Genomic DNA, 17,226 nt, shown 5'->3' on the forward strand with positions numbered 1-17,226 from the left:
TTGTGTTGGATAAAAACACGAAGCTGCCGCACCTTAGTGCGACAGCCCCTTTCCTTGTGGTTGGAGGAAGTGGAAATGCCTGTTCCAGACGTATGATTTTAAATATATATAATCGTTTTATTATGGATTTTATAAGTTAATCATTCTAGTAGTATGTTTGATGTCCATAGGAGAATCCTTATGCCTGTCCATGGCACTGAGAATCTGAACATCTATTTTAATATGCAGCTTTAAAGACACCGATGATCTGTTCTTTCGTTGCCTTTCTCGGATTCGTGACGCTGCACACATCCTTCATGGCATTTTCGGCCATCACAGCAAAATCTTCTTCCTTGACACCCAGATCACGCAAACGTTCCGGGATACCTACCTGGCTGCTGAGCTGACGGATCGCTGCGATGGCTTTTCTTGCCGCATCCATCGTCGATAAGCCTTCGGTTATCTCGCCCATTGCCTTCGCAATATCGCGGAACCGGTTTGCATTTCCGATCAGGTTGAACTCTTCTACATGCGGCAGGAGAATCGCATTGCAGACGCCGTGCGGCAGGTTATACATACCGCCAAGCTGGTGTGCCATCGCATGTACATAGCCCAAGGATGCGTTGTTAAATGCAATTCCTGCCAAATACTGGCCATATGCCATCTTGTCACGCGCCTTCATATAGACACCATTGGCAACTGCCTTTGGAAGATACTGAGTAATCATCGTAATCGCCATCAGGGCAGCTGCATCTGTAAGCGGATTGGCAGCGGTCGATACATAGGCTTCGATCGCATGTGTTAATGCGTCCATACCGGTAGCTGCAGTCAGAGCCGGCGGCATTCCTACCATCAGGTTCGGATCATTGATCGCAATCTGCGGTGTCACACGCCAGTCCACGATCGCCATCTTTACATGACGGCTTGTGTCTGTGATGATGCAGAATCGGGTAATCTCCGACGCTGTTCCGGCTGTCGTATTTACCGCGATCATCGGGCATAGCGGTTTATCTGAGCGATCCACGCCCTCATAATCACGGATATTTCCTCCATTGGAAGCCACCAGTGCAATCGCTTTCGCACAGTCATGGGAAGAGCCACCGCCCAGGGATATGATAGAATCACAGCTATTCTCTTCAAATATTTTGAGTCCCGCTTCTACATTGACATCCTTCGGGTTTGGTTCCACACCATCAAATACGACACTCTCTACCTCTGCATCCGAAAGAATCTTCTGAATCTGTTCTGCCATCCCATTTTTCGCTAAAAATCCATCGGTTACAATCAGTGCCCTTCTTCCTCCCAGGCTTTGCATCAGAGTTCCTGTTTCTTTCACGGAATCCTCACCAAATAAATTTCTTGTCGGTAAAAAATAGTATGTTGTTGCCATATCGTATACCTCACTTTCCATTCCAGTTTTTTCGGCTACGGGATATACTCTAGCATTTTATCTGACAAAAATCCAAGTCACTTTTAAATATGGCACTATAAGCAATTTCCTATCAGTATTTTGTGAAATTTTAAACTATTTTTTAGCCAGTAGAATGTATTTGATAAAATCATCTACTGTTGCCCCCACGCCCGGATAGCGCTTCATCGACAAAAGGATTGCACGCTTTGCCAGCGGATCGCCAATCTTGTAATAACAGAGTTTTTCCGTTTTCTCTGTGTATTTCAGCAGTGCATCCCTAAAAAAGATGATACCGGACTGTCCGCTCCGCGCCACATTATAGGCAGTCTGAAGCTGATCAAAATACATAATCACCTTCGGCTCGAAACCAGCGTGGGCGCAGATATCCATACTCCTTTTATAAGAATCCTGATTCTTTTTCAGCATCAGAAATGGTTCTTTCGAGACTTTGGAAAGGTCCACCGCACGCACCGCTTCATCCAGAAAACTCCGCTCCAGGATTGATTCCCTGGAGATCTGAAACTCTTTCAGCTTCTCATTCACAGCAAAGGAAGCAGGAACCGCCATAATCATATACTCATACCCCAGCGTCACACTCTCAAACATCTCCGGGTCGAGTGCCTCGACATCCATCGTGATATCAAACTGCCCGGTTCTAAGCCCCGCATCCATCCCTGAAATATCCGTCTCCGTCACGTTGATCCGGCACTTTGGATTCAGTCTGCAATAGCCCCGGATCACCTCCGGAAGAAAATACGCACAGAAATATCCGGAGCTTCCGATGTTAATCACACCGGAACGGATACCCGCCAGCTCTGCAAAATGCTGCTCCATCTCATTGCTGACCTCGTATATCTTCCGCGTTTTTTCCAGATAATACTGCCCCGCCGGGGTCAGTGCCACCGGGTTCACATTCCGGTCAAAAAGCGAGATCCCATATAACTCTTTCTCAATCTTTTTAATCGCACCGCTGAGCGCCGGCTGGGAAATATAGAGTTTCTGGGCTGCTTTTGAAAAACTTCCTTCCTTCGCAATTTCCATCACGTATTCATACTCACGCTTACTGAACATACTCCCATCCCTCCATTGTATCTCTATGTACTCTATCAGCTACCCGCTTTTATCCGGTTATATGTTTTAGTCTCTCTCCCGGAAAAAAAGTAAAAATATTTTTATCGCAATTATAACGGGTTCTTTTTATCACGTCAATTCTGTAATGTATACTATTTTTACACAATTTTCAGTCTCTAAACAACAATCCGAGCATTTTTCACTCTTGCTTTATGAGGCGTTCTTTCCTATAAAACAACGAAAAAGACGCTATGCTGAAGCCTCATTACTTCGTACACAGCGTCTTTTTATCCAGAATTTTATTAAAATCTAAAATTTGAATTATTCAGCCTGCTCAGACTCTTTCTTTGCGTTCAGGTACTCCTGGATGTTTGCCATAACCTCGTCTGCGTTCAGACCGTGTACCATGCAAGCCTCCTCCAGAGACTCACCGATCGAAGACGGACAGCCAACACAGTGCATGCCTGCCTCCATCAGAACATATGCAATACCCATATCATACTGAAGCATCTCGCCCATCGTGGTTGCTTTTGTGATTTCCATGATAAATTTTCCTTTCTATTCATACTTGCAGTCTCTTACGCAGCTTTGCGGTTTTCACCGCCGCTGCAAAAACACCGCGATTATTCTTATGCTTTCTTATATTAACACGAATCGCGCGGTTTTACTATCTTTTTTTGTGAAACATAGAAAATGTTACGATTCACTGGAAAAATTTTTCTGAGCTGAAAATTTTGTACAATCCGGCAGCAGCATTGCTCTTCTCTTGCATCCTCTTCTTATTTCTCTTATAATTACCATGATTGTTCTATGTTTTCCTGTATTGAGAATACGATAGTCACTGGCTCCGTTTTTCTGCCTGTGTCGGAAAACATTTTGATTTTTATACATTAAGGAGTTTTATAAAATGGATCCCTTTTCCATGTTAGAATTACTATTATCCGAAAACCAGTTCGAACTTATTCTCCCGGAAACCGGCACTTCTGCTCCCGACACGATCCGCCTGGTTTACCTGATGAATGATGCAGTCGAAAGTTTCCTTCTCTTCCACAACGCCCGCCTGACCGGTACCTACGATCCGGCATACGAGGGCGAACTCGATGCCCTCTTAACCCAGGATGAAAACGAACGCTACGCCCTGATCGTCCATCAGGGAGACTCGGTTGTCACACTCTTTTTCGAAGATCTGACTCTCGAAAATCACTACTATGACTACAGTCAGATCGGGCACTTCTGGATGAAAGGCTACGAATACCTCCGCCAGCTCGAATACCGCATCGCCATCCTGCGCGACAAACTCGACTATCTGGGGGAAAACTCCTGCAACGCAAACGAGCGGGAGCTTGCCTCCCTCGCGGAATTTCCTCCGCTAAACGTCTGCTGCTACCCGGCGGTCCCGGAAAAATACCGCGTCATCCGTGAAAATCCCTGGCATCTCTCCGAAGACGCTTCGCGCGTCTTCCAGTCCATCGCCGTCGAAGCCGGTGATCCAAAACTGCTACATCGCCTGAAGGACTATGAGCAGCACCCCACCAAGCGCCGTGCCCGTCAGATTGCCCGCCTCCTGCACCGGAACACCCATGCCAAGACAGTCGATCTCCTGACCCGGAAACTTCAAAAAGCCTCTTCCGCCTATCCGTCCCGCACCTTCGGAAAAGCCCAGCAGACCCGTCACCTGGCTCTCGAACTTCTTGCCAAAAAAAGACAGAAAGAGCTTGAAAAGCGCGGCATCCGCTCCGAACTGCTGCGTGAAGAACCCTTTACGACAGCGCAGGATTCGATTGAATTTAAGATGCATTTAATGATATGGGAGAAAGGAATTTTGAACCGTAAGGCGAGGATTGAAACCTGGGAGGAGCCGTAGTGGGACGTGAAAAACCTGAGAGCGGCAGCACTGGAAGCCGTTCTCAGGTTTTCACCTTGTTTTTAAGAAAATGATGGTTGGAATAAAATAATTTATTGCAACAGATCCTGCCGGTTGCAGTACTCTGTATGCAGCAGCTTATGTGACAGCTCCCCGCACGGTTCTCCCAGATACGTCTCATAAATTTTCTGGATCGCCGGGTTCTTGTGCGACTGTCTGACCGGAAGCTCTGCCTCTGCCTCATAGATGGCTTTCTTCCGCTTCTCCATGATCGACCATGTCTTAGGCGGATTTCCACCGCCGCCGATGCAGCCGCCCTGACATGCCATGATCTCGATAAACTGATAATCGGCGGTTCCGTTTTTTACCTTTTCCAGCAAAACTTTCGCATTTTTAATGCCATGTGCCACCGCTACCTTGATGACTCTGCCATTCAAATCAACCTGCGATTCCTTGATTCCCTCAAAACCGCGGACCGGCGTATAGTCGAGACGTTCCATCTCCTTGCCGGTTACCACCGCATAGACGGTGCGGAGTGCCGCCTCCATGACGCCGCCGGTCGCGCCGAAGATAAGTCCCGCGCCGCTGCCTTCGCCAAATGGATCGTCAAACGGTGTATCCGGAAGCTCGGCAAAATCGATTCCACCGGCACGGATCAAGGCAGCCAGTTCCTGAACCGTGATGGAAATATCCACATCCTGGTAGCCGCTGTCCTTCATTTCCGGACGGGTACACTCAAATTTCTTTGCCGTACACGGCATAACGGAAACACTGCAGATCTCACCCGGATCGATGCCCTCGCGCTTCGCAAACCAGGTTTTAATCAGCGCGCCGAACATCTGCTGCGGAGATTTCGCCGTCGATAAATGCTTTGTATACTCCGGTGCATAGGTTTCACAATATTTGACCCACGCCGGACAGCAGGAGGTGATCATCGGCAGGGTTCCGCCGTTCTGCAGGCGGTTCAAAAGCTCGGTTCCTTCCTCCATGATCGTCAGATCGGCAGAGAAATCGGAATCGAATACCTTGTAAAATCCCAGGCGCTTGAGAGCCGACACCAGACGTCCTGTGCTGACAACGCCCGGCTGTTCGCCCAGTGCCTCCGCCAGCGTAATGCGGACGGACGGAGCCACCTGGATAATCAGTTTTTTGCCTAATTCTTTCTGGCGATATAACCCGTAGGTATGATAATGCACCGTCAATGCTCCGGTCGGACACACCTGCACGCACTGGCCGCAGTTAATACAATTGGTATCAGCCAGTTTTTCCCCATAGGCCGGGGCAATCAGCGTATGGAATCCACGGTTTTCCTTCGAAAGGACATTGATTCCCTGAATCTCATTGCAGACCTCCATACAACGCCCGCACAGAATACATTTCTGCGGATTCCGCATGATGGCCGGAGAACTCCAGTCCTCCTTCTGATGGCGGAGCTGCTTGTCATAGCGGATATCGAGGTGCATTCCGACATCCTGCGCTACCTTCTGCAGATCGCATTTTCCGTCCTTCGGACATACGAGGCATTCCTGCGGATGTCTCGCAAAAATCAGTTCCAGAATATTTCTTCTCGCTTTCAGTACCTTCGGGGAGGCCGTCTGCACGACCATTCCCTCCGAAACCGGTGTGCTGCACGCCGTCGGAAGCAGTCTCTGTCCTTCTACCTCGACCACGCAGATGCGGCAGACCGCCTTGATGCTCAGATCCTCATGATAACAGAGAGTCGGAATGTGGATACAGGCTTTTTTCGCCGCCTGTAGGATCGTCGTTCCTTCCTCCACCTCTACCGGCTGCCCATCGATTGTCAGATGTACCATCATGCTTCTCTTCCTCCTCTCCGCTCAAATCGTCCCGCGTAGGATGTTCCCCGGCTGCGGTGTCTCGCATACGCGTCATACGAATCATACATGACATCGCGTTCACCGACTGCTGCACGCCGTCTTCCCATCCGGCTGTTTCCATCGTTTCTATAATCTTCTTCTGCTTCATAAATTCCTTCCGCCACGGCTGCCTGAGCGCAGACCGGGCAGTAATCGCGGTCGATGTGCGCCAGATATTCCTTACGGAAGTTCTGGATGCTCGTCTGCACCGGAACAGCGGTCGAATGTCCCAGACCACACAGGGCAGTCAGGCGCATCGTCTCCGTCAGCTCATCGATTTTTTCCAGATCCGGCAGAGTCGCCAGCCCCCGGCTGATGCGGGTAACCAGATTGTAAAGCTGCTGGCCGCCCTCGCGGCACGGTGTACATTTTCCGCATGACTCGCCGCGGAAGAAGTCCAAATTGTTTCGCACAATATCTACAATACAGTTGCTGTCGTCGATGACCAGAATCGTACCGCAGCCAAGACGTCCGCCGGATGCCGAAACTGTATCAATATCCAGTGTCATATCGATCTGATCGGCATTGATGATCGCACCGGAGGTACCACCGGTCTGCACGCCCAGAAGCCCTTTTCCATCCTCGATACCGCCACACACCTCATAAATGATATCTTTGAGGTTCACGCCCATCGGAAATTCAAATACGCCCCTGCGGACCACATTTCCACAAACCGTAAAAAGCTTCGTGCCAGGGCTGTTTGCCGTGCCGATGCTGCGGTACCACTCCGCTCCGTTTAAGAGGATCGGTGCAATATTCGCCAGCGTCTCTACGTTATTTAACATGGTCGGTTTTCCAAAGAGTCCGTGAATGCTTGGAAACGGCGGACGGAAACGTGGCTCGCCTCGTTTTCCCTCAATGGACTCAAACAATGCCGTCTCCTCGCCGCAGACGTAAGCACCCGCACCAGAGCGGAACTTGATTTCAAAGTCAAAACCGCTCTCCATCATATTTTTTCCTAAAAATCCGCGTTTTTCCGCATCCTCCAGCGCATCTTTTAATACTGGGAACAAATATGTATACTCGGCTCTCAGATAGATATATCCGGTATGGGCGCCGACTGCTTTTCCAGCAATCGCCATGCCCTCGAAGACCGCACACGGGTCGGTCGAGAGAAGAATCCGGTCTTTATTCGTTCCCGGCTCTCCCTCATCGGCGTTACAGACGATGTATCTCGTTGGGTCAGATGCGTGGGCGGTAAACTCCATCTTGCGGTAGGTCGGGAATCCCGCACCGCCGCGTCCACGAAGTCCGGAGGCGCGGATCACATCGATAATCGCTTCACTGTCCATCGAAAGTGCTTTTTTCAGCGCTTCAAATCCGCCGCGGTCCGCATACTCCTGTGAACTTCTCGGATTAATCTTGCCGCGGTTTTTCAGCAATACGTGCATTTCCTCCATACTATTCCACATCCTCCCGTATATATTGTTTGATAATATCCCGCACCGATTCCGGCGTCAGGTTGCCGTACACGTGCTCATTGATCATGATCGCCGGGGATATTTCACAGAGTCCCAGGCAGGGACAGTATTCCAGAGTGAAACGTCCGTCCTCGGTCGTCTCCCCGATGCTGATGCCAAGCTGATCCTCCAGCGCCTGCACGACCGCCTGCGCCCCATGTACGTGGCACGGCGCGCTCTTGCACATCCGGACAATGTAGCGCCCCCTCGGTTTTACCGACAGCATCGCATAAAAGGTGATGAAACTGTACACCTTGTTCATCGGAATATCCATCTCCCTGGCGATGACTGACGCCACCTCCTTGGAAAATGCCGACACAACCTTCTGCGCCCGGATGATCACTGTCATCAGCATATCCGGTCTGCCCTTGTATTCCGCCGCAATCGCAGCCACCTGTACCAGCTTTGAAGCCGGTGTCTTATATACATAACTGTCCCTGTCCATCCTGCTCCCTCACTTTCAGTTTGTGTTTTTACAAACTTATTTTTTGTTTGTCTAACTGTCTGTTTGATTTTTTCTCAATTATAGGGATGCACTGACAAATTGTCAAGAAAAACTTACAGTCTGGTTTGTTAATTGACAAACAGTTTGGTTGAGAGTATGATGAAAGAAACAGGTTTGCTCTCATTTCCCGTTATCTTGCACCTGAATTTTTGATTTTTAAACAAAAAAGGGAGAACATTCTCTTATTTATGTTCCCTATCTACTAACTTTTTTCTATAGAAACGGGATTGACGCAGCAAAATGAACGCGATAAAATTTTTTCAGGAACTTTGACAAAAGAAAGACAATCCCTGTGCATTTCATTTTCCGAATTATTTTAAGACGCAAAATTTTGCGATACACACTCGGGGCACAGAGCATTCTAAAGGAGGTATTCATGGAAATTTCCAACTACATGGACTTTCAGTTTCTCATCCGTTTTCTCGAAGGACTTCAAAAGTTTCTCGGAGATAACTGTGAGATCATCGTCCACGATTACCGCAAAGGCTACGATCACACGATCGTCTACGCATTCAACTCACAGCTAAGCGGACGCGACGTCGGCGGTTCCCCGCGCGGCGGCATGATCACACAGCTTGGCAATGATATCGAGCCGCTCAAGCATTCGATCATTTCCCTCGATACCAGCCAGAAAGACCGGCTTTTTAAGTCCTGCACAACGCTCATCGAGAACGAACATCACAAAATTATCGGATCTGTCTGCTTAAATATGGATGTTCGCGATCTCTATCTGGCACAGAGCGCCCTGCAAAATCTGATCGGACGCCCAGGCACCATCGGCGTATCGGCAGCTGTGGGCGCACAGATCGATGGCATGTCTGGCTGCACACCATCCGGAATGGCTTCTGATGGCACCTTTTCCGGAACTGGCAGCACGGACGGCACGAATGGCGCAAATCAGGCAGCCATGTCTGACCGCGACTTTATTCTCAAAAAGAATGTCGATGATATTTTACAGCACTATATTTATCAGGCAGAGTCCATGATCGGAAAACCGATGATGCTGATGAACAAGGAAGAAAAAATTCGTGCACTCGACTATCTTGACCAGAAAGGCGTCTTCAAGATCACAAAAACCAGCCTGCTCCTGTGCGACGCGATGCAGATTTCCAAGTATACACTGTATAATTATCTGGAAGAAGCGCGGATTTCACGAAAGAGTGAAACGAATGAATAAGAATCATAAACTAATTCTTTCAACCTCTGTTTGCTTAACCTTTGATTCATTTTAAAATATAAAAGACCTGAAGAGCAGCCATTTACCGCACCTTTCAGGTCTTTTTATATTCATTTACCATATTTACATTATTTTCTCAATTTTTCTAGTATTCTTTCTATTATTGTTGCTTCTTACCTATTCTTTTTATCCTATAAATAGACACCACGCCGGAATCGTAATCATCGAAATCAGCGTCGTGAGCACTACCGTTTTCGCTGCAAACGGTGCATCGCTGTCATAGCGCGCCGCAAAGATCGCTGCAGTTGCACCGGCTGGCATTCCCGTCATGATGACTGCCACACCTGCTGCCACCGAATCCAATCCGGCCGCCAGGCTGATTCCATATGCTAGAAGCGGAAGAAGGAACAGACGGAGCACACTGAATTTGAGGGCCGTCGGATTAATAATCTCACGCAGTTTCACATCGGTCAGAATCGTACCGATAATAAACATCGTCAGCGCCGAGTTACAGTTTCCAATGTAGGTAACCGTCGATTTCAGCACGCCCGGAAGCTGCAGCTGTGTTGCCATCAGGAACATACCGATGTAGACACCGACCAGACACGGGTGCGTCAGGACATTTTTCAATACCTTTTTCCGGTCAGAACCGCCTCCAACAAAATAGGATGTACCCGCCGACCACATGACAACGCGCATCGGAATCAGAAAAATGGATGCGTAGAGAAGTCCCATACTTCCATATACGCCTTCCGCAACCGGGTTTCCGAGGAATCCGCCGTTGGAAACGATCGTACAGTATTGAAGCACCTTCCGGTGCTGCTCTGAATATTCCTTAAACAGCACTTTGTTGAGTGCCACACAGACAAGCTGCAAGACAAATCCAACCGCCAACAGCAACCCGCACGTTTTAAAAATCGAAGCATCAAATGAAATCAGGCACGATTTCACAATATTGCAGGGAATCACGATATTCACGCAGAGATCCGTCAGACATTTTTCGCCTTCCTTGCTGATGATCCCTCGACGTTTCAGTACCGCACCCGCCAGTATCATCAGGAATAAGGAACCCTGTAGGTTGCAAAGTTCGAGTAAATTCATATGGCTCTTCCTCCTTTTCCTACGACCTTCTTATGAGACGAACCAAAAAACTCCAGATCGGCAGTATGTACAGATACGACGCCACCACCACACTCGCAATCGGAGCACCGACGGCTGCCAGAGGAACGGCTCCGGCGATCGACCACGGTACCAGCGGTGCCAGCACAACCGCCGTATTTTCCAGATCGATTGCAAATCGTTTATTATCTGGATTTCCTTCCTTGCAGAGCTGATGGGTCAGCATAATCGACAAGGTCTGGTTACAAGCGATCATGGAAGCAACTGCTGCCACCGCAAAAGTCGCACCAAACGGAGTAATTTTCCGGCTCAGCGCCTCTATTTTCCCCTGAATCGGTTTCAAGAGCCCGGTTCCCTCGAAAATTCCTGCATAACAGGAGGACAGGCTCACGATAGCAGCCACCTTAATCATGGATTTCAAGCCGCCGCCGTTCATCATGGCGCTGATCGCCGGATCGTTTGCCTGATAACCGGTCAGACACATCTGTAAAATTTCCCCGAATGACCGCCCCTGGAGCACCACGCTCAAAAATGCCGCCAACACAATGCTGATCAGCATCGTTTTCTTGACCTCCACCCGGAACACAGACAGCACCAGGATAATCGCCGCCGGGATCACCGCGCTCCAATGAAGTACAAAACGATTGGAAAACAGCCCTTCCACATCCATCCGTCCGTTTCCGGCACTCATGGAACGTCCCACTATATAATAGAGAATACATGTAGCCACAAATGGCACCAGCGATGTCTTTACCATTTCGCGGATATTTTCATAAATATCCGTCTTCGTCAGCACACAGACAAGATTCGCGCTGGACGATACCGGTGAACAGCGGTCGCCAAAATAGATGCCAGAAAGAATCGCGCCGCCGATCCAGAACGGGTCAAGCTCCATCGCACGTCCCATCGCCATACAGATAACACCCATCGTCGCGCCGGTTCCAAAGGAGGTTCCGGTCAGGATCGACACCATACAGTTAAGAAGGAACGCGATCACCAGAAATGCCGACGGCGACACCAGCTTCGACGACCAGCACACGATCACGGCGATCGTGCCGGACGCCCGCCACAACGCTGTGATAAAGCCAATAAGTCCGAAAATCATCAGGATATTGCGGACGGTTTTAACGCCGGAAAGCGACATTTTTCCGAGTTCCGCAAGGCTGTGCTTCCGAATCAAACCGTACACACAGAAGATCAGATAGCCGCCCGCCAGCGCCCAGAGCACCGATACGCCGGTAAACACGCAGCCTGCCAGCGCCGCGATAAATGCAAGTAATACAATTCCTTCTAACATAGCTTCACACTCTTTTCCCTACCAACCAGTTATTTTTCGCAGTAATTTTTTATTTTTGGATGTTTTTAGTATATTCCTGTTCTAACTCAATGTCCATCTGTTAATTTATGTATTAAATACAGTTTATTTTTGTATCCTTTAATTTAAGCTATTTCTGCCCTTCTGCCAACTCGGGTCTTCTTTCAGTTTCCCAAAAAATGTGTCCCCAGTGTTTTATAAACATCTTGGTTTTCTTCTACTTTCATCTTCCTCCTCATATACTTTTCTGACATACCCTCCCCGGAGATCTGCCATGCGAAGATTTCATCCTTTGATTACCGGAACCCTGCTCCTGACGGCAGTCGGATTTTTCTGCCGGATTCTCGGCTTTTTCTACCGCATCTTTCTCTCCCGGACGATCGGCGCCGAAGGTCTGGGTTTATATCAGATGATTTTTCCCATACATGGCATCGCATTTGCTCTCTGCGCCGGTCCAATCCAGACTTCACTCTCCCGCCTGACCGCCGCCTCCCCGGAAAAGGGACGCGCCTTTTTGCGGGTCAGCCTCGCACTCTCACTATCGATCGCCCTGCCGCTGACCTCTTTGATCTACACCTTCGCCGATTTTCTCGCCGCGCGCGTCCTTCTTGCGCCCGAATGTGCGCCGCTTCTGCCCGCACTCGCCCTCTCGATCCCCTTCTGCGCGATCCATGCCTGCTGCTGCGGGTATTATTATGGGCTCAAAAAAACGGCAGTCCCGGCATTTTCACAGGTGGTCGAGCAGTGCATTCGCATTTTCTCCGTCCTGCTGATCGTCCATGTCTGCCGCACGAACAGGATTCCGATCACGGTGCTGCTGGCTGTCTGGGGGCTGTTGATCGGGGAAGCGGCTTCGGCGGTGTTCTGTCTGTTAGTTTATGGATGCTCGAAGTCCGTTGCCATACTGCCAAATGCAAACACACCTATTACTCCCCTGCTCCTCCCTCTCCTCACCATGGCACTCCCCCTCATGGCGAATCGCCTCACGCTCAGCTTTCTCCAGAGTCTCGAAGCCATCTTTGTACCGAACCAGCTTCTCCTCTCCGGGCTCTCGCGGGTTGAATCGGTCAGTATTTACGGAGTCCTCACAGGCATGGCACTCCCCTTTGTCCTCTTTCCATCCGCCATCACCAACTCCCTCGCCGTCGTCCTGCTCCCGGCAGTCTCGGAGGCGCAGGCGCAGAATCAGCCGGACAAAATCGAACGCACCATCTCCATGGCACTCCGCTACAGCCTGTACATGGGAATTCTCTGCGTCGGGCTCTTCACCCGCTTTGGTCCAGCACTGGGCGAAACCTTTTACCACAACGCCGATGCCGGACGTTTCATCCAGATTTTATCCTGGCTCTGCCCGTTTCTCTACCTCTCCACTACCATGGGAAGTATTTTAAACGGGCTTGGGAAAACGGGAACCGTCTTCGTCCACCATACGGTTTCCATGCTTCTCACCCTGTCGCTCGTCCTTTTCGCCATCCCGCGATGGGGAATTTTCGCCTATCTGGCGGCGCTTCTCATCAGCGAACTGGTGCTCGCCTTTCTCCACATCCACGCCCTCGCCTGCGAAGTCCCGATCCGCCTGCCAGTCAGCCAGGGCATTGTAAAACCGGCATTCTGCCTGCTGGTTTCGATTGGGATGTTAGAAGTTATTCCAAACGCGCCTTACCTGCCTCACCTGTTTCCGCCTGTCCTCATCCAGTCCGGTATCCTTTGCCTGCTGTATATAGGAGGACTGCTTCTCTTACATACAGGTACAGTCAAACAATAAATTATATGCTATTTTGCTATATCCCTTAAATGCAATAAGTTTAGGTATTTTCTGGCAATTTACATTTTTTTATTTTATACTTATTACATTCAGGGGGATTTACAAAGGGGGAACTTTTTTGAAATACGATATCAATTTTCGGCATTTAGAATATTTTATCAAGGTAGCGCGCCTCGGATCCATCAATAAAGCCGCCCAGGCGCTCTATATTTCCCAGCCGTATCTTGGGAAAATCATGCACGATCTGGAAGAAAATCTCGGTGCCAGGCTCTTTAACCGCAGCCGCTCAGGCGTAACATTAACGCCTGAAGGAATGGAATTTCTGACACATTCCGAAAAAATCATTGACGAAATGGAACAGCTCTGGTTTCAGAAAAAGAAGGAACAAATCAAAATTTCTGATCCGCTGGCTGTCTCCATGACACGTTTTTCTCATATCATGGAAAGTTTCAGTGAAATAGTCCTGCGTCACCGCGATCAGCCATCCTTCTCCCATCGACTGTATGAAGGCAATTCAGACGAAGTCATCGAGGATGTGGTATCCGGGCGTGTCGATGTAGGCGTGTTTCATTTTGACAGCCGCAAACGGCGTGAAATGGATGCCCTGCTCGAATCAAAAGGGCTGGAGTACCATTTTCTTGCCAACATCGAACCACACATTATCATTTCCCGCAAACATCCGCTTCTGCTGCAACAGAAACCGGTCAACCTGCACACACTGGCAGAGTACGGCTTTCTCTGGTATCTTGGACAATGCGATGATTATATTTACCAACTTCTCTCCGAAGGGGATCAGGATGCAGAAAAAATGCGCTCGAAAATCACCTATCTTTCCAGCCGCGCCACCCTGATGTACATGATCTCGATCAGTGACTGCTACAGCATCGGCATCCACGATTTCGCCAAACAAGAAGCCTCCTACCACTCCACTTCTATTCCGATTCCAAACTGTGGTTTTATGCTGGAGTTTGGATATGCAATGCGAAAAGACACGCCAATGACGGCGATCGTACAAGAATTTATTTATGACTTAAAGAAAAAACTTCTCTAAAAAAACATCATCAAAGCTGCCGGACATTCACAGCCGTCCCGGCAGTTTTTTTTGATCCTTTTCAGCACCTCTTCCCCGTTCATCATAAATATTTATTCATATCTGACATATATATCCCGTTATACCTTTTTGTCATATCCCTTAAAGCTGACACGCATTATACAAACTGCCTTCCCCATGCTACCATACTATCAGAAAGCAACACCGAATAAAAAACAGGAGGCGTTTAAGTATGAAAGATGTACTTGAACAAGCCGTTGCACTGGGAAAAACACATACCCATGAGGGTGCAGTTGCCACCTACATACCAGAGCTTGGAAAGGTAGATGGCAGTCAGCTCGGAGTCAGTGTTTTTTGCCGGAACGGCAAACGGATTTCCGTCGGAGATACGAAAGTCCGATTCAGCATTCAGAGTATCTCCAAAATCATCACCCTTGCAGTCGCGCTGGAAATCTGCGGCTTCGACCAGGTATTTAAAAAAGTAGGCATGGAGCCGACCGGCGATCCATTCAACTCGCTGATGAAACTGGAAAATACAGACAGTTCGCCTTACAACCCGATGATCAACGCGGGAGCCATCGTGGTGGCAAGCTGCCTTGCTTCCGAAATCAGTTTTGACACCATGCTTGACACCATCCGGGCTCTCTGCATGGATCCGGACATCGACCTTGATAAAAAGGTCTATCACTCGGAAATGTCCCATATTTCCCGCAACCGGGCAATCGCCTATCTGCTGGAAAGCAAGGGCTACATTGAAAAAAATAAGGATGTAGAAAACAGCCTGCATTTTTATGTCAAAATGTGTTCTCTCAGTGTGACAGCCGAAAGCCTCGCTGGACTGGGACTGATTCTCGCCAACGATGGCATTCATCCAGACACGGGAAAACGGCTTTTAAGCAGCCAGACAGTTAAAATCGTCAAAACACTCATGTTTACCTGCGGTATGTACGATGGTTCCGGCGAATTTGCCGTCCGGGTCGGCATCCCATCCAAAAGCGGCGTCGGCGGCGGTATCTTATCAGTGGTAGACGGCGAGATGGGAATCGGCATCTTCGGACCGGCGTTAGATAAAAAGGGGAACAGCGTCGCTGGAGAATGCGTACTGGAATATATGTCACATGAACTGCATCTCCATATGTTTGATCCGCAGCGGCACACTTTATAGCAAAAACAATATGTAAATTGTATGAGAGGGGTATTTTAAAATGGCAGATTTATACGCAAAGATAATCGGCACAGCAAGCAACTATCTTTACAGCTACGTGTTAATCATCCTGCTGGTAGGCGGCGGCATCTATTTTACCATCCGCACCAAAGGGGTACAGCTTCGTTACTTACTTGAATCCATCCGGGTTATCCTGGAGCCATCCGACAAGGAAGATGAGTCTATTTCCGCCTTTCAGGCATTGATGGTTTCCACTGCTTCGCGCGTCGGCACCGGAAATATCGCCGGCATTTCTACCGCCATCTGTTTCGGCGGTCCGGGCGCTATCTTCTGGATGTGGATGACCGCGATCCTCGGAAGTGCAACCGCATTTGTAGAAAGTACGCTGGCACAGATCTACAAACGCCGTGCCGAGGACGGAAGTTGCTACGGCGGTCCTTCCTACTATATTGAAGCCGTTCTGAAAAAAAGATGGCTGGGTGTTCTCTATGCTATTTTCATGATTTTGACTTACATGGTTGGATTTAACCTCGTTGCATCCTTCAATGTGGCAGATTCTTTTAAAGTATACAGTTTCTACAATCCAAGCCTGACTCCGATTCTCATCGGTATCATCCAGGCTGTTATCTTCGGCATCTGCATCAGCGGCGGCGGCAAACAGATCGCTAAAATCACAGGAATTCTTGTTCCGGTAATGGGCGGACTTTACATTGCAGCTGCCCTGCTGATGATTATTCTCCACGGAAACATGATTCCGGGTATGTTCGCAAGCATTTTTGAAGGGGCTTTTGATATTCAGGCTATCTTCGGCGGCTTCATGGGATCCGTTGTGATGCTCGGCATCAAGAGAGGCTTGTTCTCCAATGAGGCAGGTGTCGGTGCTTCCGCTACCGCAGCCGGTTCCGCGGGTGTCAGCCACCCGGTCAAACAGGGTCTTGTTCAGGTATTATCCGTATTTATCGATACTGTTGTCATCTGCTCTGCAACCGCATTTTTACTGCTCTGCTCCGGCGTTGCACCGAGTGCAGACATGGCTGGCATGGCATATGTGCAGGCAGCTATGAATAACGTATTCGGCACCGCAGGTGTTGTATTTATCACAGTTGCCCTGATTTTATTTGCCTTTACCACGCTACTCGGAAACTACTATTTTGCTGAAACCGGCATGGCTTATCTCTGCGGCAAAACTCCGGTCAAGGGCGTCCGGATTACCCAGAGAGTGATCGCTATCGTGATTGTCCTCATCGGTTCTGTGGCAAGTCTCGGCATCGTGTGGGATACCGCCGATGTTCTGATGGGACTGATGGCAGTCATCAACGTACCAATTATCTTCCTGATTGCCAAGCCGGCGCTCCGCTGCCTGGAAGACTACCGGGCACAGAAACAGGCTGGGAAGAATCCGGTCTTTAAAGCAGCTGATATTGACTTGAAAGAAGAAACCGATTTCTGGAATTAATAAAAACAAAA

General features: G+C 49.0%; 14 protein-coding genes. 6 read left to right on the forward strand and 8 right to left on the reverse strand.

Annotated features, from left to right (window positions below):
* Positions 1-217: 217 nt before the first annotated feature.
* The 3 genes from DW720_RS13185 to DW720_RS13195 all read right to left on the reverse strand — a co-directional run bounded on the left by DW720_RS13185 (position 218) and on the right by DW720_RS13195 (position 3,004).
* Positions 218-1,369 carry an iron-containing alcohol dehydrogenase gene (locus tag DW720_RS13185; protein WP_118749733.1) on the reverse strand — a complete coding sequence of 384 codons (1,152 nt, stop codon included), beginning with the start codon at positions 1,367-1,369 and terminating at the stop codon, positions 218-220.
* A 135-nt stretch (positions 1,370-1,504) separates the two neighbouring features.
* A complete protein-coding gene (locus DW720_RS13190) occupies positions 1,505-2,461 on the reverse strand; it encodes a LysR family transcriptional regulator (protein ID WP_118749734.1) in 957 nt (318 codons plus the stop codon).
* Positions 2,462-2,782: 321 nt separating this feature from the next.
* Positions 2,783-3,004 carry a DUF1858 domain-containing protein gene (locus DW720_RS13195; RefSeq protein ID WP_107001272.1) on the reverse strand — a complete coding sequence of 74 codons (222 nt, stop codon included), beginning with the start codon at positions 3,002-3,004 and terminating at the stop codon, positions 2,783-2,785.
* 379 nt (positions 3,005-3,383) lie between these two features.
* Here DW720_RS13195 and DW720_RS13200 point away from each other — a divergent pair, with 379 nt between their 5' ends.
* Positions 3,384-4,325, forward strand: coding sequence for a DUF3878 family protein (locus DW720_RS13200; protein WP_182434345.1), 942 nt, complete (start codon positions 3,384-3,386; stop codon positions 4,323-4,325).
* Positions 4,326-4,417: 92 nt separating this feature from the next.
* Here DW720_RS13200 and DW720_RS13205 read toward each other — a convergent pair whose 3' ends face one another.
* From DW720_RS13205 to DW720_RS13215, 3 genes are read right to left on the reverse strand one after another with little or no spacing between them, the layout of a single operon-like run.
* Positions 4,418-6,142: an NADH-dependent [FeFe] hydrogenase, group A6 gene (locus tag DW720_RS13205; RefSeq protein ID WP_347560725.1), complete on the reverse strand. Its 1,725-nt coding sequence runs from the start codon at positions 6,140-6,142 to the stop codon at positions 4,418-4,420.
* Positions 6,139-7,602 carry an NADH-quinone oxidoreductase subunit NuoF gene (nuoF, locus tag DW720_RS13210; protein WP_182436552.1) on the reverse strand — a complete coding sequence of 488 codons (1,464 nt, stop codon included), beginning with the start codon at positions 7,600-7,602 and terminating at the stop codon, positions 6,139-6,141. The genes DW720_RS13205 and nuoF overlap by 4 nt, the downstream gene beginning before the upstream one ends.
* 1 nt (position 7,603) lies before the next feature.
* Complete coding sequence (locus DW720_RS13215) at positions 7,604-8,107, reverse strand: NAD(P)H-dependent oxidoreductase subunit E (RefSeq protein ID WP_107001275.1); 504 nt, start codon at positions 8,105-8,107, stop codon at positions 7,604-7,606.
* A gap of 436 nt (positions 8,108-8,543) precedes the next feature.
* Between DW720_RS13215 and DW720_RS13220 the strand changes: the two genes are divergently transcribed.
* Positions 8,544-9,344, forward strand: coding sequence for a helix-turn-helix transcriptional regulator (locus DW720_RS13220; RefSeq protein WP_118467018.1), 801 nt, complete (start codon positions 8,544-8,546; stop codon positions 9,342-9,344).
* 186 nt (positions 9,345-9,530) lie between these two features.
* Here the strand turns inward: DW720_RS13220 and DW720_RS13225 are convergent, their stop codons facing one another.
* Together DW720_RS13225 and DW720_RS13230 are read right to left on the reverse strand one after the other, a co-directional pair.
* Positions 9,531-10,445, reverse strand: a complete 915-nt coding sequence (locus tag DW720_RS13225) for an AEC family transporter (protein WP_107001277.1) — start codon at positions 10,443-10,445, stop codon at positions 9,531-9,533.
* A 19-nt stretch (positions 10,446-10,464) separates the two neighbouring features.
* Positions 10,465-11,760 carry a Na+/H+ antiporter NhaC family protein gene (locus tag DW720_RS13230; RefSeq protein ID WP_118749736.1) on the reverse strand — a complete coding sequence of 432 codons (1,296 nt, stop codon included), beginning with the start codon at positions 11,758-11,760 and terminating at the stop codon, positions 10,465-10,467.
* Between the two features lie 292 nt (positions 11,761-12,052).
* On the opposite strand from DW720_RS13230, the gene DW720_RS13235 reads away from it, so the two are divergent.
* The 4 genes from DW720_RS13235 (at position 12,053) to DW720_RS13250 (ending at position 17,215) form a co-directional block, all read left to right on the forward strand.
* A complete protein-coding gene (locus DW720_RS13235; RefSeq protein WP_118742967.1) occupies positions 12,053-13,543 on the forward strand; it encodes a polysaccharide biosynthesis protein in 1,491 nt (496 codons plus the stop codon).
* A gap of 118 nt (positions 13,544-13,661) precedes the next feature.
* Positions 13,662-14,594 carry a LysR family transcriptional regulator gene (locus DW720_RS13240; RefSeq protein ID WP_118481986.1) on the forward strand — a complete coding sequence of 311 codons (933 nt, stop codon included), beginning with the start codon at positions 13,662-13,664 and terminating at the stop codon, positions 14,592-14,594.
* A gap of 232 nt (positions 14,595-14,826) precedes the next feature.
* Complete coding sequence (gene glsA / locus DW720_RS13245; RefSeq protein ID WP_118652785.1) at positions 14,827-15,759, forward strand: glutaminase A; 933 nt, start codon at positions 14,827-14,829, stop codon at positions 15,757-15,759.
* Between the two features lie 40 nt (positions 15,760-15,799).
* Positions 15,800-17,215: an alanine/glycine:cation symporter family protein gene (locus DW720_RS13250; protein ID WP_118742966.1), complete on the forward strand. Its 1,416-nt coding sequence runs from the start codon at positions 15,800-15,802 to the stop codon at positions 17,213-17,215.
* The last annotated feature ends 11 nt before the right edge of the window (positions 17,216-17,226 follow it).

The organism is Clostridium sp. AM27-28 (assembly GCF_003480955.1).
GTDB lineage: Bacteria > Bacillota > Clostridia > Lachnospirales > Lachnospiraceae > Otoolea > Otoolea fessa.

What these genes read in the sequence shown, in the direction of transcription:
- DW720_RS13190 (WP_118749734.1), bottom strand. Translation starts at nt 2,461, where the DNA reads ATGTTCAGTAAGCGTGAGTATGAATACGTGATGGAAATTGCGAAGGAA.
- DW720_RS13230 (WP_118749736.1), bottom strand. Translation starts at nt 11,760, where the DNA reads ATGTTAGAAGGAATTGTATTACTTGCATTTATCGCGGCGCTGGCAGGC.
- nuoF (WP_182436552.1), bottom strand. Translation starts at nt 7,602, where the DNA reads ATGGAGGAAATGCACGTATTGCTGAAAAACCGCGGCAAGATTAATCCG.
- DW720_RS13200 (WP_182434345.1), top strand. Translation starts at nt 3,384, where the DNA reads ATGTTAGAATTACTATTATCCGAAAACCAGTTCGAACTTATTCTCCCG.
- DW720_RS13205 (WP_347560725.1), bottom strand. Translation starts at nt 6,142, where the DNA reads ATGATGGTACATCTGACAATCGATGGGCAGCCGGTAGAGGTGGAGGAA.
- DW720_RS13220 (WP_118467018.1), top strand. Translation starts at nt 8,544, where the DNA reads ATGGAAATTTCCAACTACATGGACTTTCAGTTTCTCATCCGTTTTCTC.
- DW720_RS13225 (WP_107001277.1), bottom strand. Translation starts at nt 10,445, where the DNA reads ATGAATTTACTCGAACTTTGCAACCTACAGGGTTCCTTATTCCTGATG.
- DW720_RS13185 (WP_118749733.1), bottom strand. Translation starts at nt 1,369, where the DNA reads ATGGCAACAACATACTATTTTTTACCGACAAGAAATTTATTTGGTGAG.
- glsA (WP_118652785.1), top strand. Translation starts at nt 14,827, where the DNA reads ATGAAAGATGTACTTGAACAAGCCGTTGCACTGGGAAAAACACATACC.
- DW720_RS13195 (WP_107001272.1), bottom strand. Translation starts at nt 3,004, where the DNA reads ATGGAAATCACAAAAGCAACCACGATGGGCGAGATGCTTCAGTATGAT.
- DW720_RS13250 (WP_118742966.1), top strand. Translation starts at nt 15,800, where the DNA reads ATGGCAGATTTATACGCAAAGATAATCGGCACAGCAAGCAACTATCTT.
- DW720_RS13235 (WP_118742967.1), top strand. Translation starts at nt 12,053, where the DNA reads ATGCGAAGATTTCATCCTTTGATTACCGGAACCCTGCTCCTGACGGCA.
- DW720_RS13215 (WP_107001275.1), bottom strand. Translation starts at nt 8,107, where the DNA reads ATGGACAGGGACAGTTATGTATATAAGACACCGGCTTCAAAGCTGGTA.